This is a genomic window from Streptomyces naganishii JCM 4654 (assembly GCF_014650575.1).
Classification (GTDB): Bacteria; Actinomycetota; Actinomycetes; order Streptomycetales; family Streptomycetaceae; genus Streptomyces; species Streptomyces naganishii.
Window position 1 is genome coordinate 1 of the sequence record NZ_BMVF01000007.1, and the last position, 20,661, is coordinate 20,661.

General features: G+C 72.7%; 16 protein-coding genes. 8 read left to right on the forward strand and 8 right to left on the reverse strand.

The features are described 5' to 3' along the window. Window positions 1-113: 113 nt before the first annotated feature. The 5 genes from IE217_RS14255 to IE217_RS14275 are packed head-to-tail and all read right to left on the reverse strand — an operon-like array spanning window position 114 to window position 5,811. A complete protein-coding gene (locus IE217_RS14255; protein WP_190178226.1) occupies window positions 114-1,424 on the reverse strand; it encodes a DUF58 domain-containing protein in 1,311 nt (436 codons plus the stop codon). Further along, the gene (locus IE217_RS14260) at window positions 1,424-2,413 is read right to left on the reverse strand and encodes an AAA family ATPase (protein ID WP_190178227.1); all 990 of its coding nucleotides are present in this window, start codon (window positions 2,411-2,413) and stop codon (window positions 1,424-1,426) included. The genes IE217_RS14255 and IE217_RS14260 overlap by 1 nt, the downstream gene beginning before the upstream one ends. Further along, window positions 2,413-3,609, reverse strand: coding sequence for a DUF4350 domain-containing protein (locus IE217_RS14265; RefSeq protein WP_190178228.1), 1,197 nt, complete (start codon window positions 3,607-3,609; stop codon window positions 2,413-2,415). The genes IE217_RS14260 and IE217_RS14265 overlap by 1 nt, the downstream gene beginning before the upstream one ends. Then, window positions 3,606-4,394, reverse strand: a complete 789-nt coding sequence (locus IE217_RS14270) for a DUF4129 domain-containing protein (RefSeq protein ID WP_190178229.1) — start codon at window positions 4,392-4,394, stop codon at window positions 3,606-3,608. The genes IE217_RS14265 and IE217_RS14270 overlap by 4 nt, the downstream gene beginning before the upstream one ends. A 4-nt stretch (window positions 4,395-4,398) precedes the next feature. Then, the gene (locus tag IE217_RS14275; RefSeq protein WP_190178230.1) at window positions 4,399-5,811 is read right to left on the reverse strand and encodes a DUF7847 domain-containing protein; all 1,413 of its coding nucleotides are present in this window, start codon (window positions 5,809-5,811) and stop codon (window positions 4,399-4,401) included. Window positions 5,812-5,951: 140 nt separating this feature from the next. Between IE217_RS14275 and mtnA the strand changes: the two genes are divergently transcribed. From mtnA to IE217_RS14310, 7 genes are all read left to right on the forward strand, one after another. After that, the gene (mtnA, locus tag IE217_RS14280) at window positions 5,952-7,094 is read left to right on the forward strand and encodes an S-methyl-5-thioribose-1-phosphate isomerase (RefSeq protein WP_190178231.1); all 1,143 of its coding nucleotides are present in this window, start codon (window positions 5,952-5,954) and stop codon (window positions 7,092-7,094) included. Between the two features lie 141 nt (window positions 7,095-7,235). Beyond that, a complete protein-coding gene (gene mtrA, locus IE217_RS14285; protein WP_009188938.1) occupies window positions 7,236-7,925 on the forward strand; it encodes a two-component system response regulator MtrA in 690 nt (229 codons plus the stop codon). Between the two features lies 1 nt (window position 7,926). Then, complete coding sequence (gene mtrB / locus IE217_RS14290) at window positions 7,927-10,020, forward strand: MtrAB system histidine kinase MtrB (RefSeq protein ID WP_190178232.1); 2,094 nt, start codon at window positions 7,927-7,929, stop codon at window positions 10,018-10,020. Next, complete coding sequence (locus IE217_RS14295; protein ID WP_190178233.1) at window positions 10,010-11,875, forward strand: LpqB family beta-propeller domain-containing protein; 1,866 nt, start codon at window positions 10,010-10,012, stop codon at window positions 11,873-11,875. The genes mtrB and IE217_RS14295 overlap by 11 nt, the downstream gene beginning before the upstream one ends. A gap of 78 nt (window positions 11,876-11,953) precedes the next feature. Beyond that, window positions 11,954-12,826, forward strand: coding sequence for a ComF family protein (locus tag IE217_RS14300; RefSeq protein ID WP_190178234.1), 873 nt, complete (start codon window positions 11,954-11,956; stop codon window positions 12,824-12,826). A 315-nt stretch (window positions 12,827-13,141) separates the two neighbouring features. Continuing rightward, window positions 13,142-13,831 (forward strand): ribosome hibernation-promoting factor, HPF/YfiA family, encoded by a 690-nt coding sequence (gene hpf, locus IE217_RS14305; RefSeq protein WP_190178235.1) that lies wholly within the window; start codon window positions 13,142-13,144, stop codon window positions 13,829-13,831. Between the two features lie 221 nt (window positions 13,832-14,052). Beyond that, window positions 14,053-14,799, forward strand: a complete 747-nt coding sequence (locus IE217_RS14310; RefSeq protein WP_189709859.1) for a response regulator — start codon at window positions 14,053-14,055, stop codon at window positions 14,797-14,799. Between the two features lie 47 nt (window positions 14,800-14,846). On the opposite strand, the gene IE217_RS14315 is transcribed toward IE217_RS14310, so the two are convergent. Continuing rightward, window positions 14,847-16,022 carry a winged helix-turn-helix domain-containing protein gene (locus tag IE217_RS14315; RefSeq protein ID WP_190178236.1) on the reverse strand — a complete coding sequence of 392 codons (1,176 nt, stop codon included), beginning with the start codon at window positions 16,020-16,022 and terminating at the stop codon, window positions 14,847-14,849. Between the two features lie 131 nt (window positions 16,023-16,153). Further along, entirely contained in the window at window positions 16,154-16,723 is a 570-nt protein-coding gene (locus IE217_RS14320) for a GNAT family N-acetyltransferase (RefSeq protein ID WP_190178237.1), read from the reverse strand. Window positions 16,724-16,995: 272 nt separating this feature from the next. On the opposite strand from IE217_RS14320, the gene secA reads away from it, so the two are divergent. Next, window positions 16,996-19,812: a preprotein translocase subunit SecA gene (gene secA / locus IE217_RS14325; RefSeq protein WP_190178238.1), complete on the forward strand. Its 2,817-nt coding sequence runs from the start codon at window positions 16,996-16,998 to the stop codon at window positions 19,810-19,812. A 122-nt stretch (window positions 19,813-19,934) separates the two neighbouring features. Here the strand turns inward: secA and IE217_RS14330 are convergent, their stop codons facing one another. Next, the gene (locus tag IE217_RS14330; RefSeq protein ID WP_190178239.1) at window positions 19,935-20,555 is read right to left on the reverse strand and encodes an Rv3235 family protein; all 621 of its coding nucleotides are present in this window, start codon (window positions 20,553-20,555) and stop codon (window positions 19,935-19,937) included. Window positions 20,556-20,661: the final 106 nt, after the last annotated feature.

The window sequence follows — 20,661 nt, forward strand, 5'->3', positions numbered from 1 at the left end:
CTGCAGGGGGGACCCTGTGGGAGAGTAGGACACCGCCGAACAAATATTGAAGAAAACCCCGCACCTTCCGGTGCGGGGTTTTCTGCGTTTGGGCCCCGGAGGGCGGGACCGGCTCAGAGCCGGCCCGCCGCCTTCAGCGCCAGATACGCGTCCGCCAGCGCGGGCGCCAGGTCGTCCGGTGTCGCGTCCACGACCGTCACGCCGTGCCGGCGGAGTTGTTCCGCCGTACGGTGGCGCTCAGCCTGGGCCTGCGCGGCCGCCGCGGCCTCGTACACCGCGTCAGTGTCCCCCCGGGCCGCGCCCATCGCGGCGACGTGAGGATCGGCCACCGAGGCCACCAGCACCGTGTGGCGCTGGGTCAGTTGCGGGAGGACCGGCAGCAGGCCCTCTTCGACCGGCGCGGCGTCCAGGCTGGTCAGCAGGACGACCAGAGAACGGCGGGGCGCCGTGCGCAGCGCCGTGGCCGTCAGACCCCGGGCGTCGGTCTCGACGAGTTCCGGCTCCAGCGTGGCCATCGCGCTGACCAGGGACGGAAGCAGGTCGCGTGCAGTGCGGCCCTGCACGAGGGCGCGTACCCGGCGGTCGTAGGCGAGCAGGTCGACGCGGTCGCCGGCGCGGGAGGCCAGGGCCGCCAGCAGCAGGCCCGCGTCCATGGACGCGTCCAGACGCGGCGCGTCACCCACTCTGCCCGCCGAGGTGCGGCCGGTGTCGAGGACGACCAGGATGTGCCGGTCGCGTTCGGGGCGCCAGGTGCGCACGGCGACCGTGGTCTGGCGGGCCGTGGCACGCCAGTCGATGGAGCGGGTGTCGTCGCCGGGTACATACTCGCGCAGGCTGTCGAACTCGGTTCCCTCGCCTCGGGTGAGGACGCTGGTGCGACCGTCGAGCTCGCGGAGACGCGCGAGCTTGGAGGGCAGGTGCTTGCGGCTGGTGAACGGCGGCAGCACGCGTACCGTCCACGGGACCTTGTGGGCGCCCTGGCGGGCGAAGAGGCCGAGCGGCCCGTAGGAGCGGATGGTGACGCGGTCGGCGTGGCGGTCGCCGCGCCGGGTGGGACGCAGGCGGGTCGTCAGCCGCCGGCGCTCGCCGGCGGGCACGGTCACGCGGTGGCGGGAGGCGGTCGTCTCGGTGCCGGGTTGCCAACTGCTGGGCGGCCACGCGTCGCGGACCTGGGCGCGCAGCCGGCGACCGGAGGGGTTGGTGAGTGTGAGGGTGACGTCTGCGCTCTCCCCGAGGCGGACGGAGGTGTCCCCCGAGCGGGTCAGTCCGAGGCGTCGTACGGGGGCGGCGAGGGCGTAGTCGCAGGCGCAGGCGACGGCCAGCGGTGCGTTCACGGCGAGGATGCCCGTCCAGCCGGCGTCCCAGATGCCGACGGGGATCGAGCCGAGGGCCGCGAGGAGCGCGGCACGTCCGGTGAGGGCCATCAGCGGGGGACCGGCACGTGGGCGAGGATGGCGTTGATCACCGAGTCGGCGGTGACGCCCTCCATCTCTGCTTCCGGGCGCAGCTGTACGCGGTGGCGCAGGGTGGGCAGGGCCAGGGCCTTGACGTCGTCGGGGATGACGTAGTCGCGGCCCGTGAGCCATGCCCACGCGCGGGACGTCGAAAGGAGGGCCGTCGCCCCGCGCGGGGAGACGCCCAGGGTGAGGGACGGCGATTCGCGGGTGGCGCGGCAGATGTCGACGACGTAGGCGGTGATCTCCGGGGAGACGGTCGTCTTGGCGATCGCGGCGCGGGCCGCGTCGAGGTCGGCGGGGCCGGCCACCGGGCGCACGCCGGCGGCGCGCAGGTCGCGCGGGTTGAAGCCGGCGGCGTGGCGGGCGAGGACGTCGATCTCGTCCTGGCGTGAGGGCAGGGGGATCGTCAGTTTCAGCAGGAAGCGGTCGAGCTGTGCCTCGGGCAGGGGGTAGGTGCCCTCGTACTCGACCGGGTTCTGGGTGGCGATGACGAGGAAGGGCTCGGGGAGCGGGCGCGGGGTGCCGTCGACGGTGACCTGGCGCTCCTCCATGGCCTCCAGGAGCGAGGACTGGGTCTTGGGCGGGGTGCGGTTGATCTCGTCGGCGAGGAGGAGGTTGGTGAAGACCGGGCCGGGCTGGAAGGAGAACTCCGCGGTGCGGGCGTCGTAGACCAGGGAGCCGGTCACGTCGCTCGGCATGAGGTCGGGGGTGAACTGGACGCGCTTGGTGCCGAGTTCCAGGGCGGCGGCCAGCGTGCGGACCAGCAGGGTCTTGGCGACTCCGGGAACGCCTTCGAGCAGGACGTGGCCGCGGCACAGCAGGGCGACGACGAGGCCCGTCACGGCGGGGTCCTGGCCGACCACGGCCTTGGCGATCTCGGCGCGCAGGGCCTCCAGGGAGGCCCGGGCGGCGTCCGGGTCCCCGGTGTGCCCGGCGTTGTCAGTGGTCGGGTCCATCATGGACGGCGTACCTCTCTTTCGAGGGCGTCGAGTCGGTCGGCGAGGGAGACGAGGGCCGCGTCGTCGCCGGGCGGCGGGCCGAAGAGCAGGTCGTGCAGGGACTGTCCGTCGCCGTGCAGGTGGGCGGAGAGCGCGGGGAGCAGGGCCTCGGGCGCGTGCGCCTGGGTGACGGGGATGCCCACGAGGGGGGCGAGGCGGGTGCGCGTGGTGGAGCGGAGAGCGGTGGCGGCGCGGTCGCGCGCGTTCGCCTTGCGGTAGAGGCGGGCGCGGCCTTCGACGGTTTCGGAGGCGCGGATCGCGACGGGGAGTTTCTCGGGCACGAGGGGGCCGAGCCTGCGTGCCCGCCACAGGGCGGCGAGGGCTGCCGCGACGAAGAGTTGCAGGGTGCCCCAGAGCCAGCCGGAGGGCAGCAGGTCGAAGAAGCTGCGCCGGCCGGTGTCGGGGGCGGAGGCGTCGGAGAGCGAGGGGAGGTACCAGACCAGATGGGGGCGGGAGCCGAGGAGCTGGAGGGCGAGCGAGGCGTTGCCCTGCTGGTCGAGGCGGTCGTTGTAGAGGATGCCGGGCGATCCGAGGACGACGGTGTCGCCGCCCTGGGTGGACTGCGGGAGGCGCAGCAGGGTGGGCAGGCCGCCGCTCGGGTAGCAGGAGTCGGCGTCGCGTGCGGTGGTGGAGTAGCGGATGCCGTCGCCCGTCTCGGCGGTGCCGGCGCGGCGGGCCGCGGGCAGGTCGCAGCCCGGGCTGAGCGTGGTGTCGAAGCTGGGCGCCGGGTCGGCTCTCACGCCGGGGGCGAGTCGGCCGAGGGAGGGGACGTCGGGGGCGACGAGGACGGTGCGTCCGCCGGAGGCGGTGGCCGCCGTGTGCAGGCGGGACTGCTGGTCCTGCGTCAGCAGGTCGGGGACGGCGACGAGCAGGGTGGTGTCGGGGCCGGCGGCTGCTCTGGCCTCGCCGAGGGTCGTGACCACGCGTGTGCTGACGCCGTGGTCGGCGAGCAGCGCGGCGACGGCGTGGCTGCCGTAGGGGTCGGTGGAGCGGGGGTCGAGGCGGCCGTGCCGGTCGCCGGAGCGGAGCGCCGCGATCGCCACGGCCGCCGCGACGAGGAGCAGCAGGGCGAGCAGGATGCCCCGCGTGCGGGTCCACGTCTGGCGGGCGGTGGGGGCGGTCGAGGTGGCGGGGAGCGTGGCCTCGGTCGTCATCGGGCGGCCCCCTGGCGGTGGTCGGGGGCGGTGCTGTGGGCGCTGTCGCCGCTCGCGAGTTCGGGCCGGGTGTTCTCCAGGTCGCCGTCGAGCCGGGCGGTGCGGTGGTACGACTGCTCGGTGGCCAGGCGGCCGCCGTACGTGACGTCGTCGAAGTCCCGCGCGGCGGCGTGGAGCCGGTCGGAGTGCGCGGGCAGGGCGCGGCCCGCCTCGGCGGCGGCCTCGTCGGCGGTGCGGCCGGGGCGTACGTCGAGGAGGGCGCGTTCCTCCAGGGAGCGGACGATGGCGCGCATCCGTTCCTGGACGGCCTGGTTCCAGTGGCCCTGGGCGGCGTGGGCCTCGGCGGCCGCGCGGTGTTCGGCGGCGCTGCGGGGGCGGTCGTCGAACAGGGCGGCGGCCGAGGCGGGTTCGCGGCGCGGTGTGCCCAGACGCCACCACAGCGCACCCAGCACCGCGAGGACGGCCACGATGACGACGACGAGTCCGAGGGTGCCTCCGGGTGTGGAGGCCGCGGCCGAGCCGAAGAGTTTGTCGACCCAGTCCCAGAATTTGTCGAGGGCGCGTTGCAGCAGGCCGGGGTCGTTCTCGTGGTACATCCGCTTGGACAGCTCGCGCCGGGCGGCCTCCCGCGCGGGGTCGCGCGGGATCGTCACCGGCGGTTCGGTGTCCGCCCGCGGTCCCGACGCGGCCGCGGCGGCGTGGACGCGCAGCAGCTGCCGTACGGCTCCCCGGGCCGCGCGCGGCAGCGCGGGCAGCGTTGTGAGAACTCCCCCCGGCAGGCTCACGGCATCAGCTCCCGGAGACGGGTGTGCCGGAGCCGTAGCCCTGGACACCGGCGGCTCGGGCCAGTTCGAGGTCGAGCGCCTCGCGGCGGATGCGCTGGTCGATGTAGAGGAGCACGGTGACGCCGGCCGAGATCGGGAACTTGATCATGGACGCGATCACCGCGCCGATTCCGCTGATGACGAAGTACGTCCAGCCGAGGCCGCCGCTGCCGTTGAGCAGGCCGGAGATGCCGCCGCCGCTGAACGCCGCGGCGATCAGGCTGAACGGGATGGCGATGACCGCCGAGACCACTCCGACGATGACCCCGGCCAGCAGCTGGATGCCGAGGACTCGCCACCAGGAACCGCGGACCAGCTTGGCCGAGCGGCTCATGGCCTGCCTGATGCCCTGCTTCTCGAGCATCAGCGCGGGCGAGGCCAGGGAGAAGCGCACCGCCAGCCATACGGCGACCACGCCTGCGCCCAGGCCGCCCAGGAGGGCGAGCGCGAAGCCGCCGACGGGCGATCCGGAGGCGGCGACGAGGATGCCCGGCAGTATGCCCACGCCGAAGACCACCACGCCGATGAGCAGCAACAGCAGGATCAGGCCGAAGAGTTTGAGCACCTGGGGGCGTGCGTCGCGCCAGGCCTCGCCGAGCCGGACCGGCTTGCCGAGCACCGCGCGGCTGGTGACCGTGGTGAGCAGGGCGGTGGCCAGGACGGTGCCGATCGTGGAGACGACGAAGACGAAGCCGGTCCCGATCAGCGAGTCGCCCATGACGCGGAACAGCTCGCCGGGGGTGGCGTTGGGGTTGTTGAGGGCGTCGCTGTTGGCGAGGTCGTTCAGCGCGAGGCCCTGCACGAGGACGATGACGATCTCGGTGACGACCGCGACGACGAGGGAGATGCCGAGGACAGTGCGCCAGTGGGCGCGCATGGTCGACACCGCGCCGTCGAGGATCTCGCCGACGCCGAGCGGGCGCAGCGGGATGACTCCGGGCTTGGCCGCGGGCGGCGGGCCGCCCCAGCCGGCTCCCCAGGGGGTGTAGCCGCCAGGGGCGCCGTAGCCGCCGTAGCCTCCGCTGCCCGGAGGGCCGTAGCCGCCGGGAGGGCCGTATCCGCCGTGGCCGGCGCCGGCCGGGGGCTGGGCTCCCCATCCGGGGCCGGGCGGGGGAGGCGGGGGCGTCGCGCCGGGCGCGCTCTGACCTCCGGTGGGCGCGGACCACTGGCCGGCGGGCGGCTGCTCCTTGGACCACTTCACGCCGGCGCCCTGCGGCTGCGCGCCCGGCCGGTCCACGGGCTGCTCGGGCTGCTGCTCCGGTGGCGCCGGCTGCGCGGGGCCGGTGTGGCCGGAGGCGTCGGCGGGGCCGGGCGTGCCCGGTCCACGGCCGTCGGACGGGGCGGATCCGGGCGAGGCCCAGCCCGGAGTGTCTTTCATCGTCGCTCCTTCACGGTGCCCGTCCGCGGTCGCGGCGGCAGCTTGGCAGCCATCGTGCCATGGGGTGGTCTTCGGGTGACCGGGCGCGGTGGCGGCTGCGTACCTTCAATTGTCCGCCGGATAACGGGCACACTGACGGCATGGCTGATCAGTACGCGCAGACCCGCGAGGACAACCGGCCCGCCGGGACACCGGCCATCCGCTGGGAGGAGCCGCCCGAGGGCCCGGTCGTGGTTCTCCTCGACCAGACGCGGCTGCCCGCCGAGGAGGTCGAGCTCGTGTGCACGGACGCGCCCGCGCTGGTGGAGGCGATCCGGTCGCTCGCGGTGCGCGGTGCGCCGCTGCTCGGCATCGCCGGGGCGTACGGCGTCGCGCTCGCCGCCGCTCGCGGCTTCGACGTGGACGACGCCGCGACCGCCCTGGCGGGCGCCCGGCCGACCGCGGTGAACCTGTCCGTGGGCGTGCGCCGGGCGCAGTCGGCCTACCAGTCCGCGCTCGCCAAGACCGGTGACGCCCGGCTGGCGGCGTCTGCGGCGCTGGCCGCCGCGCGTCAGCTGCATCAGGAGGACGCCCGGGCCAGTGCGCGGATGGCCGAGCACGGGCTGGCGCTGCTGGACGAGTTGCTGCCCGGCGGCGGGCACCGGATCCTGACCCACTGCAACACCGGGTCGCTGGTGTCGGGTGGGGAGGGGACGGCGTTCGCGGTGGCGCTGGCCGCGCACCGCGCGGGGCGGCTGCGGCGGCTGTGGGTGGACGAGACGCGGCCGCTGCTCCAGGGCGCCCGGCTGACGGCGTACGAGGCGGCCCGCAACGACCTGGCGTACACACTGCTCACCGACAACGCGGCGGGTTCGCTGTTCGCGGCCGGCGAGGTGGACGCGGTGCTGGTCGGCGCGGACCGGATCGCGGCGGACGGCTCGGTGGCGAACAAGGTGGGCAGCTATCCGCTGGCGGTGCTCGCGCGCTACCACCACGTGCCGTTCATCGTGGTGGCGCCGGTGACGACGCTCGACCCGGCGACGCCGGACGGCGCGGCCATCGAGGTCGAGCAGCGTCCGGGGTACGAGGTCACCGAGTTCATCAGCCCGCAGGCCCCGTTGACGGGGGCCGGAGGCGGGCTGCCCATCGCGCCGCTCGGCACGCAGGCGTACAACCCGGCGTTCGACGTGACCCCGCCCGAACTGGTGACGGCGATCGTCACCGAGGAGGGGGCCGTGTCGCCGGTGACCGCCGAGGGCCTGGCCGAATTGTGCGGGCGCTCGCGGCCCGCCACGTCGGGCTAGCGGGCGCCTCCTCGGGCGGTGGCCCGTATCGTGATCCGCGCGTGATCGCGGGCGAGGGCAGACAGTAGCGGCTCGGTACGACTATCGTCACAGGCCAGTGAGCTGCCTCACCTGGATCTTCGCCACCGTTACGAGAATGGGATGATGTCGTTTATGAAGGGACGAGTCCTTGTCGTCGACGACGACACCGCACTGGCCGAGATGCTCGGAATCGTGCTGCGTGGTGAGGGTTTCGAGCCGTCTTTCGTAGCCGACGGCGACAAGGCGCTGGCCGCTTTCCGCGAGGCCAAGCCGGATCTGGTACTGCTCGACCTGATGCTGCCCGGCCGGGACGGCATCGAGGTGTGCCGCCTGATCAGGGCGGAGTCCGGCGTGCCGATCGTGATGCTGACGGCCAAGAGCGACACCGTGGACGTGGTGGTGGGCCTGGAGTCCGGTGCCGACGACTACATCGTCAAGCCGTTCAAGCCGAAGGAGCTCGTGGCCCGTATCCGGGCGCGGCTTCGCAGGTCGGAGGAGCCGGCGCCGGAGCAGCTGGCCATCGGTGACCTGGTCATCGACGTGGCCGGGCACTCGGTGAAGCGGGACGGGCAGTCGATCGCGCTGACGCCGCTGGAGTTCGACCTGCTGGTGGCGCTGGCCCGCAAGCCGTGGCAGGTGTTCACCCGCGAGGTGCTGCTCGAGCAGGTCTGGGGCTACCGCCACGCGGCGGACACCCGCCTGGTCAACGTGCACGTCCAGCGGCTGCGATCCAAGGTCGAGAAGGACCCGGAGAAGCCGGAGATCGTGGTGACCGTGCGTGGTGTCGGCTACAAGGCCGGACCGAGCTGACGTGTCCGGGGACAGTGCCGCTTCGGCGCCCGGACGGACCGGGGCCCGCGCGGGGCGGCCTGTCGGCCGGGAGAGCGCGGGCTCCCGCTGGGGACGCCTCCTGGAGGGCGGCCTGCTGCACGGTGGTGTGCAGGGCAGCCCGGTCCTGCGCCTGCTGCTGCGCTGGGTGCGGCGGCCGCTGCTGCCGGTCATGCGGCTGTGGCGGCGCAACATCCAGCTCAAGGTCGTCGCCACCACGCTGCTGATGTCGCTGGGTGTCGTCCTGCTGCTCGGCTTCGTCGTCATCGGCCAGGTGCGCAACGGCCTGCTGGACGCCAAGGTGAAGGCCTCGCAGAGCCAGGCCACCGGCGGCTTCGCCGTCGCCAAGCAGAAGGCCGACGAGGCCGCGAGCGGTACCGCCGACGAGAGCGCTCCGAGCGACGGCCACTCCTCCCAGAACGTCATCTCCTGGATGAGCGAACTGGTGTCCTCGCTCTCCAGCGGCGGTCAGGGCGCCTTCGACGTCGTGACGCTCCCCGCGGGCGACGACAGCGCCGGCGGGCGCGGCCCGCGCGCCTCCGGCCAGGTGGACCCCACCGCGAGCGTGCCAGAGGCGCTGCGCGCGCGGATCAACGGCAGCATGGTCGCCGCGCAGAGCTACACCCGCATCGTCTACAAGGACGTCGACAAGGAGCCCCAGCCCGCCCTGGTCATCGGCAAGCAGGTCAACGACCCCAACGGCGACCCGTACCAGCTGTACTACCTCTTCCCGCTCACCCAGGAGGAGAAGTCGCTCAGCCTGGTCAAGGGCACCCTGGCGACGGCGGGCCTCTTCGTCGTCGTCCTGCTCGGGGCCATCGCCTGGCTGGTGGTGCGCCAGGTCGTCACGCCGGTGCGGATGGCGGCCGGGATCGCGGAGCGGCTGTCGGCCGGGCGGCTCCAGGAGCGTATGAAGGTCACCGGCGAGGACGACATCGCGCGCCTAGGTGAGGCCTTCAACAAGATGGCACAGAACCTACAGCTGAAGATCCAGCAGCTGGAGGACCTGTCGCGGATGCAGCGCCGCTTCGTCTCCGACGTCTCCCACGAACTGCGCACCCCGCTGACGACCGTGCGGATGGCCGCCGACGTCATCCACGAGGCGCGCGAGGACTTCGACCCGGTCACCGCGCGGTCGGCGGAACTGCTCGCCGACCAGCTCGACCGCTTCGAGTCGCTGCTGGCGGACCTGCTGGAGATCAGCCGCTTCGACGCGGGCGCGGCGGCCCTGGAGGCAGAGCCGATCGACTTCAGGGAGGTCGTGCGCCGGGTCGTCAGCGGCGCCGAGCCGCTCGCCGAGCGCAAGGGCACACGCATACGCGTGACCGGCGACCAGCAGCCCGTGGTGGCCGAGGCCGACGCGCGGCGTGTGGAGCGTGTGCTGCGCAACCTCGTCGTCAACGCCGTCGAGCACGGCGAGGGCCGGGACGTCGTGGTCCGGCTCGCCGCGGCGGGCGGCGCGGTCGCCGTCGCGGTGCGCGACTACGGCGTCGGGCTGAAGCCTGGTGAGGCCACCCGCGTCTTCAGCCGCTTCTGGCGGGCCGACCCGGCACGCGCGCGTACCACCGGCGGCACCGGCCTCGGACTGTCGATCGCCCTGGAGGACGCCCGGCTGCACGGCGGCTGGCTCCAGGCGTGGGGCGAGCCTGGCGGCGGCTCGCAGTTCCGGCTGACCCTGCCCAGGACCGCCGACGAGCCGCTGCGGGGCTCGCCGATACCGCTGGAGCCCAAGGACTCGCGCCGCAACCGGGGCCTGGCCGACGCCGGCCTGCCGCACGACGGCGCCAAGCGGGCCACCGTGCCCGTGCAGGCCACCGGCGGCGCGGCGGCGCGTACCCGGGACCCGATCGCGTCCCGGCCGGCCGCGGTGGCGCCCACGGCCGACCCGACGGCGCTGCCGGGCAACGGCGCGCGCGTGGTGCCCCGGCCCGCCTCGGGCGCGCGCCGGGAGGCCGTGCCCGCGGCCGAGCCGGCGACCGGGGAGAACGTGACCCCGGCGGACCCGGAGGGGGCCGGGCCGGCGCAGGGGCAGGGGCAAGAGGAGCCGAGGCAAGGGGAGGCATTTCGTGGGCGCTGACCGCGAGGGGGGCGCGCGGCAGCGGCCGGTGCGCGTGGTGGCGTTCGCCGCCTGCGGGGTCGTACTGCTGGCGGGGTGCGCCTCGATGCCCGACAACGGGGACCTGCGGGACGTGGAGTCCACCCCGCGCCAGGACACCGAGGTACGGGTGTTCGCCATGCCGCCGCGCGAGGACGCCCCGCCCTCGGAGATCGTGCAGGGCTTCCTGGAGGCGCTGACCAGCGACGACCCGTCGTACGCTACGGCCCGGCAGTATCTGACCGGTGCGGCCTCGCGGAACTGGAGTCCGGACTCGGCGACGACCGTGCTCTCCAACGGCCCCGACATCCAGGTGGACCGCTCGACCGGGCACGACGACACCGACGACTACGCGTTCACGCTGACCGGCACCAAGGTGGCCCGGGTCGACGAGCAGCAGTCGTACACCCCGCTCGGCGGCCACTACAGCCAGCCCGTGCACCTGGCGCGGGACAAGAAGACCGGCCAGTGGCGCATCGACGTGCTGCCGCAGGGCGTGGTCATGGGGCAGTCGGACTTCCAGCGCAACTACATGTCCGTCAACAAGTACTACTTCGCCTCCAACGGCTCTGCGGCCACCGGTGCCGCCTCCGCCGCCTCGACCGGGGCGCCCGTGACCGCCGTCGCCGATCCGGTCTACGTGCGCGAGCGCGTGGACGCGATGACGCAGGTGGTGCGCTCCGTGCTGAAGGGGCCGACGCGCTGGCTGCGGCCGGTGGTCCGGTCGAGCTTCCCCACCGGTACGGCGCTGCCCAAGGGCGTCGCCGGTCTGGTGCCCGACGACCAGAACAAGCTGACCGTGCCGCTCAACGAGAAGGCGTCCCGCGTGGGGCGCGCGAAGTGCACGGAGATGGCCACCCAGCTGCTGTTCACGCTCCAGAGCCTGACGCCCACGGTGGACTCGGTCGAACTGCGGCGCGCCGACGGCAGCACCCTGTGCACCCTCAGCGAGGAGCGCGCCGAGACGCTCGCCACGCGCGGGTCGGTGAAGCGGCCCGAGTACCTGTACTTCGTCGACGACAAGCACCGGCTGGTGCGCATCGCCGGCGGCGGCGCGCAGACGAGCGCCGCCGAGCCGGTGCCGGGCGCGCTCGGCGAGGGCACCCAGAAGTTCCGGTCGGTCGGCGTCTCCTGGGACGAGCACACGGCGGCCGCGGTCGGCTTCGACGGCAGGTCGCTGTTCGTCAGCCCGATGGTGGCGGGTGCCCCCCTCGGCGATCCGGTGCTGCAGAGCGCGGGCAAGACCGAGGACGACCGGCTCACGCCGCCCAGCTGGGACGCGCGCGGCGACCTGTGGGTGGCCGACCGCGATCCGGCCCGGCCGCGGCTGCTGGTGCTCGAACAGGGCGCGGGCCGGCCCATCGAGGTGCGCGTGCCCGGTCTCGACGGGCGCGTCAACGCGGTGCGGGTGGCCGCCGACGGGGTGCGGATCGCGCTGGTGGTGCAGCACAAGGACGGCAACCGGTCGCTGCTCATCGGGCGGATCGAGCGGGACGGCGGGAGCGGCGACCGGCCGGTGGTGTCGGTGCTGGAACTGCGTTCGGCGGCGCCGCAGCTGGAGGACGTCACCGCCATGTCGTGGGCGGGCGACAGCCGGCTCGTCGTGGCCGGGCGCGAGCAGGGGGGCGTGCAGACCATGCGGTACGTCCAGGTCGACGGCTCCACGCCGGAAGGCCCGGCGCCCGCCGCGCTGACCGGGGTGCAGTCGATCGCCGCGTCCGACGACGAGCGGCTGCCGCTGGTGGCGTACTCGGAGGACGGGATCGTGCGGATGCCGTCCGGGGCGCAGTGGCAGAAGGTGGTCAAGGACGGTTCGGCGCCGGTCTATCCGGGCTGAGCGGCCCCCGGCCGAGTTGTCCACAGGGGGTTTTCCACAGGGCTGGCAGGGCCGCTTCGGCATTGGCACAGTGGGGTCATGCGCGGGTGGTGGCAGGACCTGGCCGACCTGGTACTGCCGGCCGAGTGCGGAGGCTGCGGCAGGCCCCGTACGGTGCTCTGCCCCAGATGCCGTGCGGCCCTCGCCGGGGCCGTGCCGCGCCGGGTGCGGCCGGAGCCGGAGCCGTCCGGTCTGCCCGCCGTGCACGCCGCGGCTCCTTACGCGGACGCGGTGCGGGCGGTGCTCCTGGCCCACAAGGAGCGCGGCGCGCTGACCCTGGCCGCGCCGCTCGGCACGGCTCTGGCGGGCGCGGTGCGGGCCGGACTGCAAAACGCCCCGGGCGTGGGCGCCGGTGGACCGGTGCTGCTCGTTCCGGTGCCCTCCGCGCGGCGGGCGGTGCGGGCGCGCGGGCATGATCCGACGCGCCGGATCGCGCTCGCGGCGGCCGCCGAGCTGCGGCGGTGCGGTACCCCGGCGCGGGCCCTGGCCGTGCTGCGGCAGCGGCGTGCCGTGGCGGACCAGTCGGGGCTGGACTCGCGGCAGCGCGGGGACAACCTCGCCGGCGCGCTGGGGGTCGCGGGAGCCGGTGCCCGGCTGCTGCTCGGCGGTCCGGTGGTGCTCGTGGATGACCTGATGACGACGGGAGCGTCGCTCGCGGAGGCGGCGCGGGCGGTCGGAGCGGCCGTGCGCGAGGTGGCCGCGCGCGGGCCGGCGTACGAGTGTGAGCCCGCCGCCGTGTACGCGGCGCGGACCCGGGAAGGGATGGGGGACAAGAAGAGGGGAACGCGGCGGAAGGAGGGGAACTCGGTGTACGGCACAGGGGAAAAGGCGGCTGCCGACGGCCCTGGTCAGGTGATCTGCGCGGCCGTTGTCGCGTCGTCGCCGGATTCCTTCGAAATAAACCGGAACTGACTGCGATCTTGCGACGTTGCAGGTAATGAGAAGGTCAATTCACCTGAACGGAGGTACGCCGCAGTAGAGGGTGACGTCATCCGTCCGGGCGAGATATGTTCGGGTTGTGAGGGAAAGGCGCAGGCCATCCCCCTCATATCCGAATGCCGCGCCGCGGGTTTCCGCAATCACCCGCACCGGCAGGGTGGAGATCTCGCCCACGGGGGAGGAGGAGGTGGACGTCACCGAGTCCGAGGTTCCGGGACTGACCGGAACCGGGTGCAAAAGGGAGATGCTCCGCCGTCGAAGCGGAGCGATCCGGGAACGGAGTTCTGCGTGGACATCGTCGTCAAGGGCCGCAAGACCGAGGTGCCCGAGCGGTTCCGCAAGCACGTGGCCGAGAAGCTGAACCTGGAGAAGATCCAGAAGCTCGATGGCAAGGTGATCAGCCTCGACGTCGAGGTGTCCAAGGAGCCCAACCCGCGACAGGCCGACCGGTGCGACCGAGTGGAGATCACGCTCCGCTCCCGCGGTCCGGTGATCCGGGCGGAGGCGGCGGCCAGCGATCCGTACGCGGCGCTCGACCTGGCGGCGGAAAAGCTGGGGGCCCGGCTGCGCAAGCAGCACGACAAGCGTTTCTCCCGGCGCGGCGCGCGCCGGATCTCCGCGGCCGAGGTGCCCGACCACGTCCCGGGCGCGGCGACGATGGGCGGGGCGAACACGGCCCGGGAAGAGGAAGCGGGCCAGGTGCCCACCAAGAAGGTCGGTTCGCTCGAGGTGCAGGGGGACGGACCCCTCGTCGTCCGCGAGAAGACCCACGTCGCCTCCCCGATGACCCTCGACCAGGCCCTCTACGAGATGGAACTGGTCGGGCACGACTTCTACCTCTTCGTCGACTCCGAGACCAAGGAACCCAGCGTCGTCTACCGCCGGCACGCCTACGACTACGGCGTGATCCACCTGCGGACGGACACGATGGTCACCCAGACGCACTCTCCCGAGGCGGGCGGCACGCTGGGCGGCTGACCCCCCGGCCGAAAGGACCCCCGGCCGACAGCTGAGCCGGTGCCCCTGGAGCGCGTGTGCGCCCCCAGGGGCACCGGCGTGCGACCCCGGGGCGCACGTCTTCGTCACCGCGGTGTCGGCCGGACATGGAATCATGGCCGCAACGGCTCAACCGATGGGCCGTTGCCTTGGGTTGGCCACGGCACGAGACACCAGGCCACAGCCTCAGGGGGAGGAACACGATGACGGACAGCTTCGGACCGATGCGGGACGAGGATGCCGACGACGGCGTCGTCGGCATGGGCCCGGAGGCGGGCACTCCACGCAAGGAGCCGATCAGAGTCCTTGTCGTCGACGACCACGCCCTCTTCCGTCGCGGACTGGAGATCGTGCTCGCCGCCGAGGAGGACATCCAGGTCGTCGGCGAGGCCGGGGACGGCGCGGAGGCCGTGGACAAGGCCGCCGACCTGCTGCCCGACATCGTGCTGATGGACGTGCGGATGCCCCGGCGCGGCGGGATCGAGGCCTGCACCTCGATCAAGGAGGTCGCCCCCAGCGCGAAGATCATCATGCTGACGATCAGCGACGAGGAGGCCGACCTCTACGACGCGATCAAGGCGGGCGCCACGGGCTACCTGCTCAAGGAGATCTCCACCGACGAGGTGGCCACCGCCATCCGCGCGGTGGCCGACGGGCAGTCGCAGATCAGCCCCTCGATGGCCTCCAAGCTGCTCACCGAGTTCAAGTCGATGATCCAGCGCACCGACGAGCGCCGCCTGGTGCCCGCGCCCCGGCTGACCGACCGGGAGCTGGAGGTGCTCAAGCTCGTCGCCACCGGCATGAACAACCGGGACATCGCCAAGGAGCTGTTCATCTCGGAGAACACCGTGAAGAACCACGTCCGCAACATCCTGGAGAAGCTCCAGCTGCACTCCCGGATGGAAGCGGTGGTCTACGCGATGCGGGAGAAGATCCTCGAGATCCGCTGACGGCGCGTGCGCCGCTCGGCGGCGACCCGCCGGCAACCCGGCAGCGGTCAGCCGAGCGCGCGGGCCAGTTCTGCGACGAGGGCCTCGCGCAGTTCGGGGGCGTCCACCCGCTCGACGCGCACGTCCGTGCAGTCCACCCAGCTCGCCGCCTCGACCAGCGCCTGCGCCACCGCGGGTACGGCCCTCGCGCCGTCCAGGGTGACCTGCTTGGCGACCAGGGTGCGTCCCGCGCGGGCGGGGTCCACCCGGCCGACGAGGCGGCCGCCGGCGAGGACCGGCATCGCGAAGTAGCCGTGGATCCGCTTGGGCTTGGGGACGTAGGCCTCCAGGCGGTGGGTGAAGCCGAAGATCCGCTCGGTGCGGGCCCGTTCCCAGACAAGCGAGTCGAAGGGGGACAGCAGCGTCGTGCGGTGGCGGCCGCGCGGGGGCGTCCGCAGCGCCGCCGGGTCCGCCCAGGCCGGCCTGCCCCAGCCCTCCACCGTGACCGGCACCAGACCCGAGTCCGCGATCACGGCGTCCACCTGCTCGGCCTTGAGACGGTGGTAGTCGGCGATGTCCGCGCGCGTGCCCACGCCCAGGGACTGGCCGGCCAGCCGGACCAGACGGCGCAGGCACTCGGCGTCGTCCAGCTCGTCGTGCAGCAGCTCCCCGGGCACCGCGCGCTCGGCGAGGTCGTACACCCGCTTCCAGCCGCGGCGCTCCACGCAGACCACCTCGCCGTACATCAGGGCGCGCTCGACGGCGACCTTCGCACCGGACCAGTCCCACCACTCGCTGGTCCGCTTCGCGCCGCCCAGCTCGGTCGCCGTCAGCGGTCCCTCGGCCCGCAACTGTTTGATGACCTGGTCGTACGCGCCGTCGGGCAGCGTGTGGTGCCAGTGCGGGCGGTCGCGGTAGGCGCGGCGGCGGAACGCGAAGTGGGGCCACTCCTCGATCGGGAGGACGCAGGCGGCGTGCGACCAGTACTCGAAGGCGTGCGTGCCCTTCCAGTAGGCGTCCTCGACCGTCCTGCGGCCGACCGCGCCGAGCCGGGCGTAGGGAATGAGCTCGTGGGAGCGGGCGAGTACGGAGATGGTGTCCAGCTGGACGGCGCCGAGATGGCGCAGGACGCCGCGCACGCCGGACCTGCGGTCGGGTGCGCCGAGGAGGCCCTGGGCGCGCAGGGCGATGCGGCGGGCTTCGTCCGCGGAGAGCTCGGTGGTGGGACGCGGGGCGGTCGTCATGCTGGGCACGATAGGACCCCGCACTGACAACCCGCCCCGACCTGGGGCTTGGCCCGCAGCTCCTGGGCGCCCGGCGGCTACGAGGCGCCCGCGGCTACGAGGTGCCCGCGGTTCTGCGGCGCCCGGCGGCATCACGCGCGGGCGGGCAGATAGGGCGCCGCCGAGGGCAGTCCCAGGTCCGAGGGCAGCAGGGAGCCCACCCAGCAGTCCCGGCGCACGCCCTTGTTGTTGAGGGCCGAGCGCAGGGTGCCCTCCACCGTGAAGCCGGCCCGTTCGGCCACCGCGCGGGAGGCGTGGTTGCCGACCTCGGCACGCCACTCCAGCCGGTCCACGCAGCGCTCGGTGAACGCCCAGCGGGCCACGGCCGACGCGGCCTCGCTGACGTAGCCGTTGCCCCGGTGCTCCTTGGCGCCCCAGTAACCGATCTCCGCCTCGCCCAGTCCGCGCATGGTGATGCCGAGCATGCCCACCAGGTCGCCCGCGGGCAGGAACAGCCCGAAGGTGAACATCGAGTCGCCGGCCCAGCCGTCGGGCACCATCCGCCCGGTGAAGCCCCGCGCGTGCTCGTACAGATAAGGGGAGGGCACAGTGGTCCAGCGCTGGATGTCGGGGTCCTGCGCGGCGGCGAACACCGCGTCCGTGTCCTCGGGGCCCACGGCGCGCAGCACGAGGCGGTCGGTGGTGAGCGTGACGGGTTCCATCGCCCGATTCTGCTCGGGCCGCCGCGAAGCGCGCCATCGCTTTTAGCGGTCCGTGAGCACGCGATCACGATTCGCGCAATTCGTCGCCGGAACGCGGCACCATCGACGGCTCTGGGCCGTTGTCCCCATTGAAGGCGACTCGAAGCAGCGGACGGGAGCCGTCACGGCAGGCCCTCCCGGCTTGGCGGGGTCCTCGCATACGATGGCCGTTGCTCAGTCAGTCAAATGGAAACCGACCGTCCCAGGCCCGACCGGCAAGGAGACCAACCCCCGTGTCCGTCCTCTCGAAGATCATGCGTGCAGGCGAAGGCAAGATCCTGCGCAAGCTGCACCGCATCGCGGACCAGGTCAACTCCATCGAAGAGGACTTCATCGACCTCTCCGACGCCGAGCTGCGGGCCCTCACCGATGAGTACAAGCAGCGGTACGCCGACGGTGAAAGCCTGGACGACCTGCTGCCCGAGGCCTTCGCCACCGTGCGCGAGGCCGCCAAGCGCGTCCTCGGCCAGCGGCACTACGACGTCCAGATGATGGGCGGTGCCGCCCTCCACCTGGGGTACGTCGCGGAGATGAAGACCGGTGAGGGCAAGACGCTCGTCGGCACCCTGCCCGCGTATCTGAACGCCCTGTCCGGAGACGGCGTCCACATCGTCACGGTCAACGACTACCTGGCCGAGCGCGACTCCGAGATGATGGGCCGCGTCCACAAGTTCCTCGGCCTGAGCGTCGGCTGCATCCTCGCCAACATGACGCCGGCCCAGCGCCGCGAGCAGTACGGCTGCGACATCACCTACGGCACGAACAACGAGTTCGGCTTCGACTACCTGCGCGACAACATGGCCTGGTCGAAGGACGAACTGGTCCAGCGCGGTCACAACTTCGCCATCGTCGACGAGGTCGACTCCATCCTGGTCGACGAGGCCCGTACGCCGCTGATCATCTCCGGCCCCGCCGACCAGGCCACCAAGTGGTACGGCGACTTCGCCAAGCTCGTCCTGCGCCTGAAGAAGGGCGAGGCGGGCAACCCGCTCAAGGGCGTCGAGGAGACCGGCGACTACGACGTCGACGAGAAGAAGCGCACCGTCGCCATCCACGAGGCCGGCGTCTCCAAGGTCGAGGACTGGCTGGGCATCGACAACCTCTACGAGTCGGTGAACACCCCGCTCGTGGGCTACCTGAACAACGCCATCAAGGCCAAGGAGCTCTTCAAGCGCGACAAGGACTACGTCGTCATCGACGGCGAGGTCATGATCGTCGACGAGCACACCGGCCGTATCCTCGCGGGCCGCCGCTACAACGAGGGCATGCACCAGGCGATCGAGGCGAAGGAAGGGGTGGACATCAAGGACGAGAACCAGACGCTCGCCACGATCACCCTGCAGAACTTCTTCCGCCTCTACAACAAGCTCTCCGGCATGACCGGTACGGCGATGACCGAGGCCGCCGAGTTCCACCAGATCTACAAGCTCGGCGTGGTCCCGATCCCCACCAACAAGCCGATGATCCGCAAGGACCAGTCGGACCTGATCTACCGCACCGAGGTCGCCAAGTTCGAGGCGGTCGTCGACGACATCGCCGAGAAGCACGAGAAGGGCCAGCCGATCCTCGTCGGCACCACGTCCGTCGAGAAGTCGGAGTACCTCTCGCAGCAGCTCAGCAAGCGCGGCATCCAGCACGAGGTGCTCAACGCCAAGCACCACGAGCGCGAGGCGCAGATCGTGGCCCAGGCCGGCCGCAAGGGCGCCGTGACCGTCGCCACCAACATGGCCGGACGCGGTACGGACATCAAGCTCGGCGGCAACCCCGAGGACCTCGCCGAGGCGGAGCTGCGCCAGCGCGGGCTCGACCCCGAGGAGCACATCGAGGAGTGGGCGCACGCCCTGCCCGCCGCCCTGGAGAAGGCCGAGCAGGCCGTCAAGGCGGAGAAGGAGGAGGTCGAGAAGCTCGGCGGCCTCTACGTCCTCGGCACCGAGCGGCACGAGTCGCGCCGGATCGACAACCAGCTGCGCGGCCGCAGCGGCCGTCAGGGCGACCCGGGCGAGTCCCGCTTCTACCTCTCCCTCGGCGACGATCTGATGCGCCTGTTCAAGGCCCAGATGGTCGAGCGCGTGATGTCGATGGCGAACGTCCCCGACGACGTGCCGATCGAGAACAAGATGGTCACGCGCGCGATCGCCTCCGCCCAGTCGCAGGTCGAGCAGCAGAACTTCGAGACCCGTAAGAACGTCCTGAAGTACGACGAGGTGCTCAACCGCCAGCGCGAGGTCATCTACGGCGAGCGGCGCCGCGTCCTGGAGGGCGAGGACCTCCAGGAGCAGGTGCAGCACTTCATGGACGACACCATCGACGCCTACGTCCAGGCGGAGACCGCCGAGGGCTTCCCGGAGGACTGGGACCTCGACCGGCTGTGGGGCGCCTTCAGGCAGCTCTACCCGGTGAAGGTCACCATCGAGGAGCTGGAGGAGGCGGCCGGCGACCGGGCCGGGCTGACGGCCGAGTTCATCGGCGACTCGATCAAGGACGACATCCGCGATCAGTACCAGGCGCGTGAGGAGCAGCTCGGCTCCGAGATCATGCGCGAGCTCGAGCGGCGGGTCGTGCTGTCGGTCCTCGACCGCAAGTGGCGCGAGCACCTCTACGAGATGGACTACCTCCAGGAGGGCATCGGCCTGCGCGCGATGGCGCAGAAGGACCCGCTGGTGGAGTACCAGCGCGAGGGCTTCGACATGTTCACCGCGATGATGGAGGGCATCAAGGAGGAGTCCGTCGGCTACCTGTTCAACCTGGAGGTCCAGGTCGAGCAGCAGGTCGAGGAGGTTCCGGTCGAGGACGCCAAGCCGGTGGCCGATCTGGAGAAGCACGACGCGGTGCCAGCGCAGGCGGGCGCGCGTCCGGAGATCCGCGCCAAGGGGCTGGACGCTCCGCAGCGGCGTGAGCTGCACTTCTCCGCGCCGACCGTGGACGGTGAAGGCGGCGTCATCGAGGGCGAGTTCGCCACCGACGGCGAGCCCGTCCGCTCCGAGTCCGACGGCCTCACCCGCGCGGAGCGCCGCAAGCAGGCCAAGTCGGGCCGCCGCCGCAAGAAGTAACGGCAGCTTGCCGAAGTAACGGCACCCTGCGGAACGGCCGGGCACCCCTGGGGGCGCCCGGCCCTTCTGCTTCCCGCGCCGGGCTGGCCCGGCCCCTCGCCCCGGGCTCAGCGGACTTGGGCTCAGTCGTCCTCGGGGCGGGGTGGGCGGGGGCCGCCGAGTTCCACCGCTGTGCAGCGCCAGCGGAGGTCGCGGCCCAGTTCCAGTCGGAAGGCCATCGCGCGGAGCTGGTCGCCCGCGCCGATGCGGGCGAAGGCCTCCACGGCGCCCGGGCGGGGCTCGTAGTAGCCGATGTCCCGGACGACCGGGCGGGTGCCGCGAGTGCGCAGGGGGCCTCGTTCGGCGAGCCACGCCAGTTCGTCGTAGGCACGGCCCATGGTGTGGCGCAGCATCCAGTGGACCGGCTTCTGCCCGCTGAGCACGGCCAGGAGACGGTCGGCGAAGAGGTCGGCGGTGAGCGGGAGCTGGGCCGTGCGGGCCTCGTCCCGGCTGCTCCGGCTGCTCTGCGCCGTGGGGGCGGTGGTCCGGTCCGGGCGGCCCGGTGGGCGGGTGTCGCGGGGGCCGGTGCGGGACCGGTCGCCCGGCGATCCCGGCGGGCGTCCGCCTCCCGGCGTACGGCGCACGCTCCCGCCCGGGGGCCGGGGCGGGACGCCGCCTGGGCGGCCCGACGGTCGGGTGCCGGGCTGACCTGGGGGACGGGTGCCGGGGCGGCGGTGGTGGGTTCTGGTCATGATCTTGTTCATGGGGCCCCGTTCGTTGTCGGCCGATGGGATACCGGCCGGTAACTTGTGTTGGGGATCTTGTACGGGGAGCGCCCGGCGGCCGCAAGGAAGGTGCGGGGGCGTGCCG